Annotated in this window: 13 protein-coding genes and 1 pseudogene; 12 read left to right on the top strand and 2 right to left on the bottom strand. The window is 62.9% G+C overall.

The annotated features are described in order from the left end of the window. Position 1: 1 nt before the first annotated feature. From KMZ29_RS15130 to KMZ29_RS15090, 10 genes and pseudogenes are all read left to right on the top strand, one after another. Positions 2-1,744 (top strand): ArnT family glycosyltransferase, encoded by a 1,743-nt coding sequence (locus KMZ29_RS15130; protein WP_215620010.1) that lies wholly within the window; start codon positions 2-4, stop codon positions 1,742-1,744. A gap of 1 nt (position 1,745) precedes the next feature. Next, the gene (locus KMZ29_RS15125) at positions 1,746-2,591 is read left to right on the top strand and encodes a phosphatase PAP2 family protein (RefSeq protein WP_215620009.1); all 846 of its coding nucleotides are present in this window, start codon (positions 1,746-1,748) and stop codon (positions 2,589-2,591) included. Positions 2,592-2,650: 59 nt separating this feature from the next. Further along, positions 2,651-3,415, top strand: a complete 765-nt coding sequence (locus KMZ29_RS15120) for a glycosyltransferase family 2 protein (protein WP_215620008.1) — start codon at positions 2,651-2,653, stop codon at positions 3,413-3,415. Continuing rightward, complete coding sequence (locus tag KMZ29_RS15115; RefSeq protein ID WP_215620007.1) at positions 3,408-3,737, top strand: lipid-A-disaccharide synthase N-terminal domain-containing protein; 330 nt, start codon at positions 3,408-3,410, stop codon at positions 3,735-3,737. The genes KMZ29_RS15120 and KMZ29_RS15115 overlap by 8 nt, the downstream gene beginning before the upstream one ends. Before the next feature lie 246 nt (positions 3,738-3,983). Next, a pseudogene (locus KMZ29_RS27090) lies at positions 3,984-4,055 on the top strand (hypothetical protein); the annotation flags it as partial. Positions 4,056-4,088: 33 nt separating this feature from the next. Next, entirely contained in the window at positions 4,089-5,942 is a 1,854-nt protein-coding gene (locus KMZ29_RS15110; protein ID WP_249779697.1) for an ATP-dependent nuclease, read from the top strand. A gap of 2 nt (positions 5,943-5,944) precedes the next feature. Next, complete coding sequence (locus tag KMZ29_RS15105) at positions 5,945-7,846, top strand: UvrD-helicase domain-containing protein (protein WP_215620005.1); 1,902 nt, start codon at positions 5,945-5,947, stop codon at positions 7,844-7,846. A 317-nt stretch (positions 7,847-8,163) separates the two neighbouring features. Then, positions 8,164-9,240, top strand: coding sequence for an acyl-CoA dehydrogenase family protein (locus tag KMZ29_RS15100; protein ID WP_215620004.1), 1,077 nt, complete (start codon positions 8,164-8,166; stop codon positions 9,238-9,240). Then, positions 9,240-10,187, top strand: coding sequence for an AAA family ATPase (locus KMZ29_RS15095; protein ID WP_215602010.1), 948 nt, complete (start codon positions 9,240-9,242; stop codon positions 10,185-10,187). Before KMZ29_RS15100 ends, KMZ29_RS15095 begins: the two co-directional genes overlap by 1 nt. Continuing rightward, positions 10,187-11,554, top strand: coding sequence for a vWA domain-containing protein (locus KMZ29_RS15090; protein ID WP_215602009.1), 1,368 nt, complete (start codon positions 10,187-10,189; stop codon positions 11,552-11,554). The genes KMZ29_RS15095 and KMZ29_RS15090 overlap by 1 nt, the downstream gene beginning before the upstream one ends. A 6-nt stretch (positions 11,555-11,560) precedes the next feature. Here the strand turns inward: KMZ29_RS15090 and KMZ29_RS15085 are convergent, their stop codons facing one another. Beyond that, a complete protein-coding gene (locus tag KMZ29_RS15085; RefSeq protein WP_215620003.1) occupies positions 11,561-13,258 on the bottom strand; it encodes a Na/Pi cotransporter family protein in 1,698 nt (565 codons plus the stop codon). Between the two features lie 284 nt (positions 13,259-13,542). Here KMZ29_RS15085 and KMZ29_RS15080 point away from each other — a divergent pair, with 284 nt between their 5' ends. Next, positions 13,543-13,707, top strand: a complete 165-nt coding sequence (locus KMZ29_RS15080; protein WP_215611795.1) for a hypothetical protein — start codon at positions 13,543-13,545, stop codon at positions 13,705-13,707. 112 nt (positions 13,708-13,819) lie between these two features. Here the strand turns inward: KMZ29_RS15080 and metC are convergent, their stop codons facing one another. After that, complete coding sequence (metC, locus tag KMZ29_RS15075; protein ID WP_215620002.1) at positions 13,820-15,013, bottom strand: cystathionine beta-lyase; 1,194 nt, start codon at positions 15,011-15,013, stop codon at positions 13,820-13,822. 354 nt (positions 15,014-15,367) lie between these two features. On the opposite strand from metC, the gene KMZ29_RS15070 reads away from it, so the two are divergent. Continuing rightward, on the top strand, positions 15,368-16,384 hold the full coding sequence (locus tag KMZ29_RS15070; RefSeq protein WP_215620001.1) for an amino acid ABC transporter substrate-binding protein: 1,017 nt from the start codon (positions 15,368-15,370) through the stop codon (positions 16,382-16,384). Positions 16,385-16,404 lie beyond the last annotated feature (20 nt).

Below are 16,404 nucleotides of genomic sequence, written 5' to 3'. Positions count from 1 at the left end.
AATGGTCGAGACCTATACCCGTCCCCGATTTGGAGAGCCGCGCGAGCCGAAGAACCGGGTGAATCCGGGCAGCCGGCTTGCCAGCGTCATTGACCTCGTGGCGGCCAGCCACGTCCGGGCGGCGGCCTTCCTGCTGGTCTGCGGCCTGATCCTGTTTCTGCCCGGCTTTTTCAACATCCCGCCGATCGATCGCGACGAGGCGCGGTTCGCGCAGGCGACCAAGCAAATGGTCGAAAGCGGCGATTTCGTCGACATCCGCTTCCAGGACGACGTCCGCTACAAGAAACCGGTCGGCGTCTACTGGTTGCAGGCGGCGGTGGTCGAAACCGCTTCGGCGCTGGGCCTGCCGCGCGCGCAGCTGCGGATCTGGCTGTACCGCGTGCCGTCCCTGATCGGCGCCATCGGCGCGGTGCTGCTGACCTACTGGACCGCGCTGGCGTTCGTGACGCGGCGCGGCGCCATCTTTGCCGGTTTGATCATGTGCAGTTCGGTGCTGCTCGGCGCCGAGGCGCGGCTCGCCAAGACCGACGCCATGCTGCTGCTCACGGTGGTGGCGGCGATGGGAGCGCTGGCGCGGGTCTATCTGTCATGGCAGCGCGGCGAGGACCCCGAGCACCCGCCATGGTCCTGGCCGGCGATCTTCTGGACCGCGCTGGCCGGCGGCATCCTGCTCAAGGGCCCGTTGATCCTGATGTTCATTGTGCTGACGATCGTCACGCTGGCGATCCTCGACCGCTCGGCGGCCTGGCTGTGGCGGCTGCGCCCGGTCTGGGGCCTGATGTGGATGCTGGTGCTGGTGCTGCCGTGGTTCGTCGCGATCTTCTGGCGCGCCGGCGAGACGTTCTTCACCGATTCAATCGGCGGCGACATGCTCGCGAAATTCGCCGCGCAGGAATCCCACGGCGCGCCGCCCGGCCTCTATCTGCTGCTGTTCTGGGTGACGTTCTGGCCCGGTGCTGCGCTGGCGGGCATGGCGGCGCCGGCGGTGTGGCGGGCGAGGCGGGAGCCGGGCGCGCAGTATCTGCTGGCGTGGCTGATCCCGTCGTGGATCGTGTTCGAACTGGTGCTGACCAAACTGCCGCATTACGTGCTGCCGCTCTATCCGGCGATTGCGATTCTCACGATCGGCGCGCTGGAGCGCCGGGTGCTGTCGCGATCATGGCTGATGCGAGGCGCCGCCTGGTGGTTCGTGATTCCGGCCGGGGGATCTGTCATTGCCGTCGTCGGCGCGATTGCGCTGACGCGCCAGCCGGTGTTTCTGGCGTGGCCGTTCGTGGCGGCATCGCTGATCTTCGGGCTGTTTGCGTGGTGGCTGTACGAGGACGGCCGCGCCGAGCGTTCGCTGTTGAACGCGGTGGTCTCGGCGATGTTCCTGGCGATGGCGGTCTACGGCATCGTGCTGCCGTCATTGAAGCCGCTGTTCCCGAGCGCCGAGATTGCCCGTGCGCTGCGCAACGTCGTCTGCGTCGGACCGAAGGCCGCCGCGGCGGGCTTTCATGAGCCGAGCCTGGTCTTCATGAACGGCACCTCGACGCTTCTGACCGACGGATCGGGGGCTGCGGATTTCCTGAAGCAGGGCAGTTGCCGCTTCGCGCTGGTCGAAGCGCGCTCGGAACGTGGCTTTGCTGCGCGCGCCGAGGCCATCGGGCTGCGCTATAACGTGGCCACCCGCATCGACGGCTATAACATCTCGCAGGGCAGGGCGATTTCGATCGCGATCTTCCGCTCCGAGGGCACGGAGTAAGATGTCCGTGCGGGCCGGTAGCGGCGAATCCTCGAACTACTTCTCCCGGTTCTATGTGGTGGCCGGACGGTCGCTGGCGCAGCTCGTGCGCTCGCCGTCGCATTCGCGCCGCGCCGAGGCGGCGCGGCGATCGGCGCGCCACATCCTGCTGCTCACCGCCATCCTCAGTGTGGCGATCATCGCGCTGATGATCATGCTGGATGCGCGCGAGATCGCGCTGATGCCGCCGCGCGGCGCCGCCAGCCTGTGGCCGATCCGCATCCTGACCGATTTCGGCAAGGCGGCCTATGTGCTGTGGACGCTGGCAGGCCTGTTGTTGGTCGTTGCGATTGTTTCCCCGGCGCTACGCGGCAATTCGCGATCCATGCTGCTCGGTTTCGGCACCCGTCTGCAATTTGTGTTCTTCGCAGTGCTGGTGCCGGTCCTCGTCGGCGATGTTGTCAAGTGGATCGTCGGGCGCGGCCGGCCGTTCGTCGGCGGCGAGGCCAACGTCTTCAACTTCAGGCATTTCGGCGGCACTGAGGCCTTTGCCAGCTTTCCCTCCGGTCATGCCGTCACAAGCTTCGCGCTGGCGTTCGCGGTTTCCGCGCTGTGGCCGCAGGCACGCCTGGTGATGATCGTGTATGCGATCGCGATCGCGCTCAGCCGTCTCGTGCTGCTGGCGCATCACCCGAGCGACGTAGTGGCCGGCGCGCTGGTCGGTCTGATCGGTGCGATGGCCGTGCGCTACTGGTTCGCCGCGCGCCGGCTCGGTTTTGCCATCCGCCATGACGGGGCCATCGCGCCGCTTCCGGGACCCTCGCTGGGGCATCTCAAAAGGGTTGCCCGCGGCCCGTTCGCCCCATAAGAAGCGGACGCCGCAGGGGCGCCGGGCGCAGCGGTTCCAGCTGCACGCCAACTCCAACGATGAGCGTCGATTTGCCTTCATCTGATCCGACAGAAGTGGCCGTTTCCATCGTTGTCCCCGTGCGCAACGAGGCCGACAACGTGGCGCCGCTGATCGCGGAAATCGCTGCCGCGCTCGACGGCCGATGGGCCTATGAAATCATCTACGTCAATGACGGCTCGACCGATGCGACCGCCGACCGGATCGCCGCGATCATGAAGGCGCGGGCAAACTTGCGGCAGATCCGGCATGCGGGCTCGGCCGGGCAATCGGCGGCGGTGCGCAGCGGGGTCCGCGCCGCGCGCGGCGCCGTCGTGGCGACGCTCGACGGCGACGGCCAGAACAATCCGGCGTTCCTGCCGGATCTGATTTCGGCGATCGAAAAGGGCGGCGACCGCATCGGCCTTGTTGCCGGACAGCGGATCGGACGCAAGGACACCGGTTTCAAGAAACTGCAGTCGCGCATTGCCAATGGCGTGCGCAATGCGATCCTGCGCGACGGCACCCGCGACACCGGCTGCGGCCTGAAGGCGTTCCGCCGCGACGTGTTCCTGATGATGCCGTATTTCGACGGGCTGCATCGGTTTTTGCCGGCGCTGGTGCGCCGCGAAGGCTATGAGATCGCCTATGTCGACGTGATCGACCGGCCGCGCCATTCCGGCGTGTCAAATTACGGCTTCTTCGATCGGTTATGGATCGGGATCATGGATCTCGCCGGCGTGTGGTGGCTGATCCGCCGCAAGAAGCCGACGCCCGTTGCGACCGAGGTGACAAGTCATGATTGACCTGTTCAACATGCTCGCTGCCTACCTTCATGACGTCTTCATCATCAAGTTCGACGGTTGGGTCGTCCTCGGCTTCGTCGCGCAGGCATTCTTCACCATGCGCTTCGTGGTGCAATGGATCGCCTCCGAGCGCGCGCGCAAGAGCGTGATCCCGGTGGCGTTCTGGTTCTTCTCGATCGGCGGCGGTGTGCTGCTGCTGATCTACGCGCTGTATCGCCGCGATCCGGTCTTCATCGCAGGGCAGGCGCTCGGCCTCGTGGTCTATGTCCGCAATCTGTATTTCATCGTCGTCAACGGACGGCAGGCTTCGGCGAAAAATTGAGTGAAGCCTTCGCGACACCAAGACGATGCCCGGACGCCGCGCGACCCTCCCGCGGCGCCTCCACAAAAATCGCGAAAACAACCCCATGCACAGTAAGATGTCTTTGCGTGAAATGGTTTAATAATACCTTTCACTCGCTGTCCGCCTAGGCTAGGCAGCGACATTGACGGCGGAACCCGTTCAGTCGAAAACGGGCAAAAAGTTAATGGTTCGCCTACACGGGGGGAAGCGGTGCGCATCCAATCGATGACGATTTCTGGCCTTCGTTCCTTCGGGTCCGACGCGCAACGTATTGACCTTGCGAATGACCTTACCACGGTTGTGGGGCCGAATGCGTCCGGGAAAACGGCAATGCTGCAAGCCCTGGCCAAAATGTTCGGCGTAACCCGATCGCAGCGCACGCTCCAGCGATCGGACTTTCACTTGCCGCAAGATGTGGCACCCGACGACAGGACGACGCGAGACTTGTTCATCGATGTCGTGATCGCGCTGCCCGAGCTGAAGGACGGTTCGGCAACCGCTGAAACCGTCGCGCCGACATTCCGGCATCAGCAACTCGAAGGGCCAAAGAAGCTGCCTATGTGCCGCATGCGACTTGAGGCTCGTTGGCAGGACGATAGCACCGCTGAGGGTGAAGTTACCCAAGAGCTATTCTGGGTCGATCACCTCAACGAGAAAGTCGACCCGGATGACAAGCACGCCGTTTCGCCGGCCGACCGCGGCCTGATCCAATTTTACTACACGCCAGCCTCGCGCGACGCCACGGCGCAAATTCGCGCGACCACCGGCGCTCTGGCGGCGCGCCTCCTGAAAGCGATCGAATGGTCCAAAGACACCCGCAAGGCGGTCGACGATTCGACCAAAAAACTCGCGGACGCATTCGACAGCGAAGCCGCCATCGGCTCCATCAGCAAGGCGCTCAGCACACGGTGGAAGGAGTTGCACGACGAGCAGACGGACACTGATCCGAGTCTGTCACTCGTCAGCAAACGGTTCGAAGAAGTCGTCGCGCACGTTCAGGTCATGTTTCAGCACGGTCCGGCGAAAATTGAGCGCGGCCTCGAAGTTCTGAGCGACGGGCAGCAGTCGCTCTTCTACTTGGCTCTTGCTGCTGCGGTTTTTGATCTGGAACGGGACGCCGTAGCCGCAAAGATCAAGGGCTTTCGCGCCGAGGAACTGCGCATACCCGCGCTCAGCCTCTTTGGCATCGAGGAGCCGGAGAACCATTTATCGCCGTACTATCTTTCACGCATCGTGACGCAAGTACGATCAATCGTCAGCGGCAACGCTGCACAGGCGATCATAACGAGCCACTCGCCGTCCGTTCTCAGCCGGATCGAACCCACTGAGGTTCGCTATTGCCGGCGCGACCCTGATACTTCTGCTTCGGCGGTACGAGCGATCGAGCTTCCCTCTGGAGCAACGGAAGCCGCAAAATTTATCCGAGGCGCATTCTTGGCGTTTCCAGAGCTCTATTTCGCGCGGTTCGTGGTCCTGGTCGAAGGGGACTCCGAACGCATCGTCATCCCGCGGCTCGCGCAGGCAGAAGGCCTGATGCTGGACCCGTCCTTCGTCGCTATTGTGCCGATCGGAGGCCGCCACGTAAACTATTTCTGGAAGCTGCTCGACAACCTATCGATACCGTATGCGACGTTGGTGGATCTCGATCTTGGCCGAAAGGGCGGCGGATATGGTCGGCTCGTCACAGCTCTCGAACAGCTGATCGCCAACGGGGCTGACAAGTCCAAGCTTCTCAAGACAGAGACGGGCGTCGCAGATATCGAAAGAATGAAGGCCTGGGACTCGTCTGACTGGAAGACGCTGAAGAGCTGGGTGACCTTCCTCGAGGATCACGGTGTCTTCTATTCCTCGCCCCTCGATCTTGATATGGAAATGCTCGCCGCGTTTCCCGATGCGTACAAGACGATCATTCCTAAAGGTGGCGGCCCATCACTCACTCCGGATGAGGCTGTTGAGATCGTCCTCGGAAAGGGTGGGAGCGGCATCAAGGACTACAAGGCAACCGAATTCGGCGGTTACAAAGATCACACGCCTGCATATCGCTATCACTTTTTGACGCGCAGCAAGCCCGCCACGCATGTACAGGCGCTCGCCCAGGTCGACGATAAAACCCTCAAAAAGGGTATGCCGGAGGTGTATCGGCGACTCATCAAGCGCATCGACGAAAACTTGAATCGGGACTAGCCATGACGCTCGTCAGCCGCCGGGTTCGCCCTGACCAATGGAAACCGATTGACGTCGAGGCGCTCGAAGAGAACGCAATGGACGTTGTCCGTTCGACTGACAATCGCTGCGTCATAGCGGGTCCGGGTTCCGGGAAGACCGAACTCCTGGCGCAGCGCGCAGCCTACCTGCTTCAGTGCGGGATCGCGCGGCCACCGAGACGGATACTTGCCATCAGCTACAAGCGCGACGCCGCCACTAATCTTGCCGTGCGCGTACGCAGCCGTTGCCATCCGGACCACGCCTACCGATTCGACTCTCTGACGTTCGATGCGTTTGCCAAGAGTCTCGTCGATCGCTTCGGGCAGGCTTTGCCAGAGCGATGGCGGCCGCGTCCCGATTACCAAGTCGTCGTCGATGCGACTGACCGGACCTTCGACAATTTCCTGCGATTTCTCACGCCGCCCCCCGAAATTGGCAGCCGCGCGGACATTATCGCTGTCCACACGAAGGACTTCCAGCGTCGATGGCTATTCGGGACACCGCTACCTGAGGGCGCTCCAAGGATTTCAAATGCGGCTGAATGGGCGGCTGACCGCTTCTGGCAATCATGGCTCCATGAAGGAAAGAGCACATCGCTTACATTTCCAATGATCAGCCGCTTGGCAGGTTTGCTTGTAACCAGCAACCCCATGGTTGGTCATGCCTTGCGGTTAACGTACTCGCACCTCTTTATGGACGAGTTTCAGGATACAACCCAAGCGCAATACGACTTAGTAAAGGCGATTTTTTTTGGCTCTGACACCGTGGTTACAGCGGTAGGTGACAACAAACAGCAGATCATGAGGTGGGCCTTGGCGATGGACGACCCGTTCATGCCATTCGAAGCCGAGTTCAAGGCGCAGCGAACGCCGCTGATCCATAACTACCGTTCCTCGCCAGACCTCGTGCGCATCCAAGACGTCTTGGCGAAAGCGCTCGACGCAAGATCGTCTACCCCCGTTTCCAAGACTAAGGGGACGGTCTCAGGCGACAGTTGTGCTGTTTGGGACTTCACGACGCCCGGCACCGAGGCCGCGCGTCTCGCTGACTTCGTCAGCAAGCAAATGGCGGAACATAAACTGGACCCGCGTGATTTTTGCATTCTCGTCCGGCAGAAAGCAGGCGACTACATGAAGGTGCTGGAGCCCGCTTTCGCCAAGCTGAAGTTGCCGCTCAGGAACGAAGTTGAGCTAGTCGGCAATGTCACGCTCCAAGAACTCCTAGTTGAAGACCTCTCGGAATATCTCGTGGTGCTACTTCGCCTATTTACGAGCGTTCGGGCAGGGCGTCATTGGACAACCTGCCTCGATCTGATGTGCACGCTCCTTGGGCTCGCTCTGGATGACTATGCGGGACGTGCGAAAGTTGTTAAACGGCTGAACACTTTCGAATCCGACTTCAGGAATACCTATCCTGCACCGCTCTCAGATCCTGCCGACGCAAAGGAGGTGGTGCAGTTGCTTATTGCATTTATCGGAAGGGCGAACATCCTTGCCGCATCCCCGGCATATCGTCAGGGCGACTGGTTCGACAAGGTGAGTGAAGCCGCGGCGCTTCACTTGGAGGCGTCGTGCAAATCCGCAAAAAATTGGTCTGAGGCCTTGGACGAGTACGAAGGCGCGTACTCGGTCCCCCTGATGACCGTCCACAAGAGCAAGGGCCTCGAATATCACACAGTGATTTTCGTGGGCCTTGACGACCAGGCATGGTGGAGCTTTTCCAACGACAAAATCGAAGCCACGGCGGGCTTTTTCGTTGCCTTTACGCGGGCAAAGCAGCGCGTCGTGTTTTCGTATTGCGCTCAGCGCGGCGACCGGAGCAAGATAGCGGCGCTCTATCAGCTTTTGACTGAAGCTGGCGTTAAGACAATCAAAATCGCTTGAGACTGCGGCCGGCGTTACAAGCGCGAGATGCATCAACCCTTTCTGGCGCCGCAAGCTTCTTGATGCGAGCAAGCGGTGCTGGCCTTATCGCACCTATTGCAGCGAAGACTTTCCGGCAGCCGCGGCCGCTTTGGCCGGTCTCTTCCGCGATGAGTTTGATGCCCTGTTTGCCCAGGTTGGAGCGCACTAGCTAGGACCGAGCGTTGCGTCCAGCGCCGGACTGCGTGCCAAAAATGAACTCGCGAGCGGCAGCCGAGTACTCTAAAAGCGTCCCGATGTCGCGAAAGGCGCGCGTCGGAATCCGGGTCGTTGAATAGATGCCGCAGAATTCGAGCCTTGAAGTCGCTCGCCGCGTTGATCGCTGGTGGGAAAGCGCTGGGCGCGACGTCCTGACCGACCCGTTCGGAGCGATGGCGAAGGCTGGCCTGTTTCAGATCGGTCTGCCCGGCGCGGGCGCAGCACTCGACAGCTACGGCGCGATCGCGGCAGCCGAGCAGGCGATTGCCGCGAAAACCGGGCTGTTGGGGCTGGCGAGCGCGTTCGCTGCGCGGCAGATGACGGCGCGATTTTTCATTGCGGGTTTTGCCGATGGCGATCAGCGCGCCGCGTGGCTGCCGCGCATTGCGGCCGGTGAGGTCTGCACGGCGGTCGCGATCTCCGAGCCCGGCGCCGGCGCCCATCCGAAACTGCTGAAGACGACGGCTGAATCCCGTGACGCGGGATTTGTCATCAGCGGCCGCAAGGCCTGGGTCACCAACGGCCCGGTAGCCGATCTGTTTCTGGTGCTGGCGGTGGTCGCGGTCGAGGACGGCCGCAAGCGCTATGGCCTGTTCATGCTGCCGAAGGCGACGCCCGGCCTTGTGATAAAGCCGATGGCGACGCTGGACGTGCTGGCGCCGGCGACCCATTGCGAGTTGGAACTCGACGGATGCGAGATCCCGGCGTCGGCGCGGGTCGGAGATATGCCTGACGCCTATCCGGCGATGGCCTTGCCGTTTCGCGATGTCGAGGACACCGTCGGCACGGCGAATGTTTCGGGGTTGCTGAGCTGGCTGCTGGAAAGGGCCGCGGCGCGGATCGAACGCACGGAAGAGAATGCATTGCGGCTCGGCCGCATCGCCGGTCTGGTGTCGCTGGTGCAGGCGGCGAGCCGGCTCGCGGTGGCGGCGCTCGACGGCGACGGACAGGATGTTCCGGCGCGCGTGATCGGCGTAAGACTGCTGGCTCGCGACATCGTCGGCGAGATCCGCGAATTGCTGGCGCTGGGTCAGCCGCAAGACGAAGCGGTCGCGGGCGCACTTGCCGCGTTCGATCTGTTGGCCTCGGTCGCGCGCGAGCCGCGCAAGGTGCGTCAGATCAGGCTTGGAAATTCCATAGGAAGCGAGAGACAATAATGAATAACCATCTGCCGGCGGACTCGATCGAAGCCGTCACCCGTGGACTGGCATCGGCGGGCTATATCGCCAGCAAGCAGATCGCGACCGCGGTCTATCTGGCCGAGCGCATCGAGAAACCGATCCTGGTGGAGGGACCTGCCGGCGTCGGCAAGACCGAGCTGGCGAAGGCGCTGGCCGCATGGCGTGGGCTCAAGATGATCCGCATGCAGTGCTATGAAGGGCTCGACGAGGCCAAGGCGCTGTATGAATGGAAATACGCCAAGCAGCTGCTCTATACCCAGATCCTGAAGGACAAGCTCGGCGAAGTGCTCGGCGGCGCCGATACGCTGGCCGCAGCGCTCGGCAAGCTGCACGATTTCGGCGACGTGTTCTTCTCCAAGGAGTTCGTCGAGCCGAGGCCTTTGCTGCAGGCGCTGGAGCAGGAAAAGGGTTGCGTGCTGCTGGTCGATGAGATCGACAAGTCGGACGCCGAGTTCGAATCCCTGCTGCTCGAAATCCTCAGCGACTACCAGGTCAGCATCCCCGAACTGGGAACCGTCGCGGCGATCGTGAAGCCGACGGTGATCCTGACCTCCAACGGCGAGCGCGACCTCTCCGATGCCCTCAAGCGGCGCTGCCTGCATCTGCATATCGGTTTCCCCGAGCAGCGGCTGGAAGAGCGCATCGTCGAAAGCCGCGTCCCCGGCATCTCGGAAACCCTGCGCCGGCAGATCGTCGGCTTTATCAACCAGGTCCGCGCGCTGGATCTGAAGAAGCTACCCTCGGTCAGCGAAACCATCGACTGGGCGCGCGTGCTGGTGCTGCTCCAGTCGTCGGAGCTGGATCATGAGACCGTCAAGGATACTCTCAACGTGCTCCTGAAATACGAGGCCGACATCGAGACAACGCTGCCGCAGGTGACGAGTTTCGTCGCCAAGGCCGGCCGGCAGGGCGTGTTCGGTTGATGCGCGAGGAACTGCATCGTTTCTTCCGGGCGGCTCGCGGAGCCGGCGTTCGGGTATCGCCCGCGGAAAGCATCGATGCGATGAAGGCGGTGGCCGATGTCGGATTTGCCGACCGCGGCATTCTGCGCGACACGCTGTTGTTGACGCTGGCCAAGAGCCAGGATGAAAAGCAGGCGCTGGCCGCCTGTTTCGATCTCTTCTTCAGCCAGCCGGAGGCGCCGCAAGAGACCGCGCCGGAGGATGCCGACGAAGACAAGGGGGCCGGCTCGGCGGCAAACGAGAACGAACCGGGCGGTCCGGGCGCGCCGGCACCGGAGCTCGGCGAGCTCGCGCAGATGCTGATGTCGCGCGACCGCAATGCGATCGCGGCCGCCATGGCTGCCGCCACCAATGCCGCCTCGTTGTCCGACATCCGCTATTTCACCCAGCGCGGCATCTTCTCGACCCGGATTCTCGAGCAACTCGGCATCGAACGGCTGCGCGACGACCTCGACGCGCTGACGGCGGTCAATCCGGCGGAAGCCGAGCGGTTGGCGGCTGCGCTGCAGGGGCTGCGCGAAAACGTGCGGGAGGTCGTCAATCAGGCGCTCGTGCTCTACGGCCGCGAGGAGACCGAGAACCTGCGTAATGAAATCCTGCGCAACGCGCCGCTGGCCCGTCTCGAACGCCGGCAGGTCGAGCAGATGAAGGCCCTGATCCGCGCCATCGCGCGGCGGCTGCGCGAGCGCTACAGCAAGCCGCGCAAGCGGCAGCGGCGCGGGCATCTCGACACCCGTAAGACGCTGCGGCGCAACGCCGCCTGGGGCGGCGTCCCGTTTCTCACCTCCTGGAAACGCCGCCACCGCGACCGGCCGAAGATCGTGGCGATCTGCGACGTCTCCGGTTCGGTGGCGCAGGTGTCCGACTTCTTTCTGCTGCTGATCCACAGCCTGCACGAGGTGGTGGACGACGTGCGCTCGTTCGCGTTCTCCGGTCACCTCATCGAGGTCAGCGACATCCTCGATACCAAGTCGCCGGAAGAGGCGATGAGCGAGATCATGTCCAAAGTCGGATTCGGCTCCTCCGACTATGGCGGTTCGTTCAGGGATTTCGAGAAGGATTTCATGCGGTCGGTGACGCCGAAGACGACGGTGATCGTGCTCGGCGACGCCCGCACCAACAACCTCGATCCGCGCGCCGACATCCTGCGCACCATTTCGGAGCGGTCCAAGCGACTGGTCTGGCTCAACCCCGAAGGCCGCATGGCCTGGGGCTGGGGTGATTCCGAGATGCCGCGTTATGCCGGTTTCTGCAGCGTGGTGCGCCAGTGCGCTACCGCAAAACAGCTGGAGCGGGCGGTGTCCGACATCGTCGCGGCGTACCAGTAATACCGGCTACCGCGGCAAGGAGGGATGCGCCGCGGGTGAGGGCAGGGAGGCCAGATCGGATTCCGCGCGCTGCTGGATGGGCAATTCGCCGGCGGCATCGAGCACGGGGTAGGCCACCGAACAGATATGCGAGTGGATGCGCCTGAGGTCGCGCAGCACGTCGAGATGCAGCGACGTGGTTTCGATGCTCTCGGGCCGGCCTTCGCGCAGCCGGTCGAGATGACGTTCGGTGGCGGCCAGCTCGACATTGCGCAAATTCGATTTCTCCGCGAGCAGCTTGCGCGCTTCATTAACGTCGCCCGACATGAACACGCCGAACGCAATCCGCAGGGAATCCGTGGTCCGCTTGTGGAAGGCCGACAGTTCCTCGGCGCCTTCGGGCGAAAACTGGAACCTGCGCTTGATCTTCTTGGTCGCGAGTTCGCTCAGATTCTTGTCGATGATGTCGCCCATGTGCTCGAGATTGATGGCGAAGGAAATGATCTCCATCGCCCGCTGGCCCTCGCGCTCGTCGAGACTGCCGCGCGTGAGCTTGGTCACGTAAAGCTTGATCGCCTCGTCGAGATTGTCAACGCTGTTGTCCATCCGCGACACTTCGTCGACCAGCGCGCGATCGTTGGTCATCATCGCGGCCATCACCTTGCGCAGCATGACCTCGACCAGATCGCCCATGTGCAGGGTCTCGCGCGCGGCGTCCGCCAGCGCGAGCGAGGGCGTCTCCAGCGCGCTCTCGTCGAGATAACGTGGCCCTGACGGGTCGGTCTGCCGGACCCGGTCGGGCAGCAGCTTGTTCAGGAGCCTCGCCATGCCGTCGAGCAGGCCGATGAAGATGACCGCAGTCGCCACGTTGAAGGCGATATGGAATCCGGCCGTCAGCCTGGCGAGGTCGGGCTGCCACGCCTGCAGGATTTCGGTGATCGGACGCAGGAACGGCGCCACCAGCAGCACGCCAACCAGCCGGTTGATGAGATTGCCGACCGGGAGCCGGTAGCTCGCGGGGTTGTCGCGGTGCGCGCCTTCGAAAACCGGATTGATCGCGCTGCCGAGATTGGCGCCCAGCACCAGCGCCAGCGACGCTGCGGGCGAAATGAACTGTGCATAGGCCAGCGACATGATCAGCAGGACGCTGGCGACGCTGGAATGCACCGCCCAGGTGACGATGGCGCCGATCAGGATGCATAGCACGGGGTCGCCGGTAATGGCGTTCATGAAGACGCGCATGCCGGGGGCGTTTTCCGCCGGCGCCAGCGTGTCGAGCAGGATATGCAGCGCCAGCAGCATCAGGCCGAGGCCGATAGAGACGCGGCCGACATCCTTGATGCGGGAGCGCGCGCCGCTGCGGAACGCGACCAGGCCGATGATGAAGAGAACCGGTGCCACCGCGGCGATGTTGAACGACAGTATCTGCACGATCAGCGTGGTGCCGACATTGGCGCCGAGCATGATCGCGAGCGCAGGCACCAGGCCGACTAGGCCTTCGGCGGTGAAGGAACTCGTGATCAGCGCGGTCGCGGTGCTGCTTTGCAGTAGCGCCGTGAGGCCGATGCCGGCGGCGAAAGCGGTGAACCGGTTGCTTAGCGCCCTGGCCAGAAGCTGACGCAGATCGGGACCGAAGGCGCGCAGAATGCCGCTGTGGACCATATGCAGGCCCCACAGCAGCAAAGCTACTCCGCCCATCAGGTCGAGAAGAACCACGCTTCCCATGCTCGTCCGCTCTTTAGGAATTGAGTCGAAAGCTCAGGCTATCGCCAAATACCCGCGGATCAATCGTTTTATTTGCGGTTGGCTGCCGAAATGCGCCTGGAGTCGCGCCTACCGACCGGCTTCGTGAGCCGCCGCGCGGTCCCGCGGACTCCTTCTGTTCACGGAGAACGAACAGAGTCCGCGAAAATGTGCTCGGGCGACTGGTTAAAAAATCGTCATTAACCCAAACCTTTTACAGGCCGTAAACGGCCCCCTGACAACTTGGAGGTGTAGGGGAGGGCTCTATGGTTATTTATCCCGTGCCTGCAGCGGTGACGCAGGCCAAAGTCCAGCTTGTCATCGACGAGACTGCGAAGGCGCCGGCGACGGTCATCAACAGCGATGTGCAAGCCGTCATCGAGGTTCAGCGGCAGGCCGAACAAGAGGCGTTGGTCGACGTCAAAGCCTAGATCATGATCCGATCAGGTTGAATCGGATCACCATCGGGCGAGTCTGGCGCAAGGCAGACTTGTCGCTCGCCGCGAAGGGCGTCCGCGTCCTGGGTAATGGCGAGATGCCGTCCTACGCCGCGTTGAAAGCGGCGAATCCGCGCTCCAGATCGGCTTTCAGATCCTCGACATTCTCCAGCCCGATATGCAGCCGCAGGCTGGGGCCGCCCGGCGCCCATGTGGTGGCGGTGCGGTAGGGCGCGCAGTCGAACGGGATGACGAGGCTCTCGAAGCCGCCCCAGGAATAGCCCATGCCGAACAGTTTTACGGTGTCGAGCAGGGTATCGACGGCGGCTTGCGGCTTCGGCTGCAGCACGACGCTGAACAGGCCGGACGCGCCGGTGAAATCCCGCTTCCATATCGCGTGGCCCGGATGGCTTTCGAGCGCCGGATGCAGCACGCTGATGACTTCGGGCCGGCCGGCGAGCCAGCGCGCCATCTCGATCGCGGACTTGTGATGCTGCGCCAGTCGCACCGAAAGCGTGCGCAGGCCGCGCAGCGCCAGGAACACGTCGTCCGGTCCGGCGCAGACGCCGAGCAACTGGATCGCCTCGGCCACCAGCGGCCAAGCCCTGGCATTGGCCGAAATCGTGCCGAACATGATGTCGGAATGGCCGCCGATATATTTGGTCGCCGCCTGCATGCTGATATCGACGCCGAGCTCCAGCGAGCGGTGATACAGCGGCGTCGCCCAGGTGTTGTCGTCGATGACAAGCGCGCCGCGCGCATGCGCCACCGAGGCGATCGCGGGAATGTCGGGCATTTCGAAGGATTGCGAGCCGGGCGCTTCAACCACCACCGCCTTGGTGTTGGGCTTGAACAATGCCGCGATGCCGGCGCCGATCAGGGGATCGAAATAGGTGGTCTCGACGCCGTAGCGGGCCAGCATGCCATTGCAGAAATTGCGGGTGGGACGATAGGCATTGTCGCAGACCAGCAGATGATCGCCGGATTTGAGCACGGCGAGCAGGGTGGTGGAGATTGCCGCCAGCCCCGACGGCGCGATGCCGACGCCGGCGCATTGCGGGCCTTCGAGCGCGATCAGCGCCTCCTGCAGCGCCTTGGTGGTCGGGGTTCCCCGGCGGCCATACTGGAACTCGCCGCGATGGGCATGCAGGTCCTCTGCGGTCGGATACAGCACGGTGGAGCCGTGAACCACCGGCGGATTGACGAATCCCTTTTGCGCCTTGGTGTCTCGGCCCGCCGTCACCAGCAGTGTTTCGGCCTTGTGCAGGTTCGTTGTTCCGTCATCCCCTGAAAAACTCATGCGCCGGCTGCCACCAAAAGATTTTTTGCCACAGCCGCGACCGTCGAAAGCCCCGCCGGGCGGCGGGTTCGGGCTGGGTTTGTTAATAACAGGACACAGAAGACGGCCGTCAACCCCTTGACCCGGCTCGCCAGTCGTTCTGTGATGCAGGCGAGCTATTCAGTCGCTGCACGTTGAGGGGCCTGCCGCGACCGTCGATCTATTGCTTGACCGATTCTGCGTCAAACTGCCTGTTACGGCATGCCGTTTGCAGGAGCGATTTGCAGGGACGGCAGGAAAGTGGATCACCGGGTAGGCCCATCGGCGCGCGCGAGGATAAGCAAACGTTCCGGACGACCCTTGAAAGGCTTTGCCATGAAACGCGTATCACTGGTTTTTACCCTCGCACTCGCCGCCGGTTTTTCGAGCCAGGCGGCCACCGCGCAGACGCTCAAGACGGTCAAGGACCGGGGCCAGCTATCCTGCGGCGTAAGCCAGGGCCTGCCGGGCTTCTCGTCTCCCGACGACAAGGGCAACTGGACCGGCCTCGACGTCGATGTCTGCCGCGCGATTGCCGCGGCGGTTTTCAACGATCCGACCAAAATCAAGTTCGTGCCGTTGTCGGCCAAGGACCGCTTCACGGCGCTGCAGTCCGGCGAAATCGACGTGTTGTCGCGCAACACCACCTGGACCGTGTCGCGCGACACCTCGCTCGGCGCCAACTTCACCGGCGTCACCTATTATGACGGCCAGGGATTCATGGTCAAAAAAGCGCTGAAGGTGAACTCGGCGCTCGAACTGAACAGCGCCTCGGTCTGCGTGCAGACCGGCACCACCACCGAGCAGAACCTCGCCGACTACTTCAAGGGCAACAACATGAAGTATGAGGTGATCGCGTTCGGTACTGCCGACGAGACCGTCAAGGCCTATGAATCCGGCCGCTGCGACGTCTTCACCACCGACGTGTCGCAGCTCTATGCCCAGCGCCTGAAGCTTGCCAATCCGGCCGACCACGTCGTGCTTCCGGAGGTGGTCTCCAAGGAGCCGCTCGGCCCGATGGTCCGCCATGGAGACGACCAGTGGTTCGATATCGTGAAGTGGACCCTGTTTGCGATGGTGACCGCCGAAGAAATGGGCGTCACCCAGAAGAACGTCGATGAACTGGCGAAATCGGACAAGCCGGAATTCAAGCGGGTTTTCGGCGCCGACGGCAATCTCGGTGAACAGCTTGGCCTCACCAAGGATTGGGTGACGCGGATCGTGAAGGCGACGGGCAATTACGGCGAATCTTTCGATCGTAACGTCGGCGCCGGCTCCAAGCTCGGGATCGCCCGTGGACTCAACCAGCTCTGGAACAAGGGCGGAATCCAGTACGCGCCGCCGATCCGCTGATCGCGAGCCACCGGCACGGC

The sequence above is a fragment of the Bradyrhizobium sediminis genome, assembly GCF_018736085.1.
Taxonomy (GTDB): Bacteria; Pseudomonadota; Alphaproteobacteria; order Rhizobiales; family Xanthobacteraceae; genus Bradyrhizobium; species Bradyrhizobium sediminis.
The sequence above is the reverse complement of the archived record's forward strand: the minus strand, read 5'-3'. Positions and strand labels throughout refer to the sequence as shown.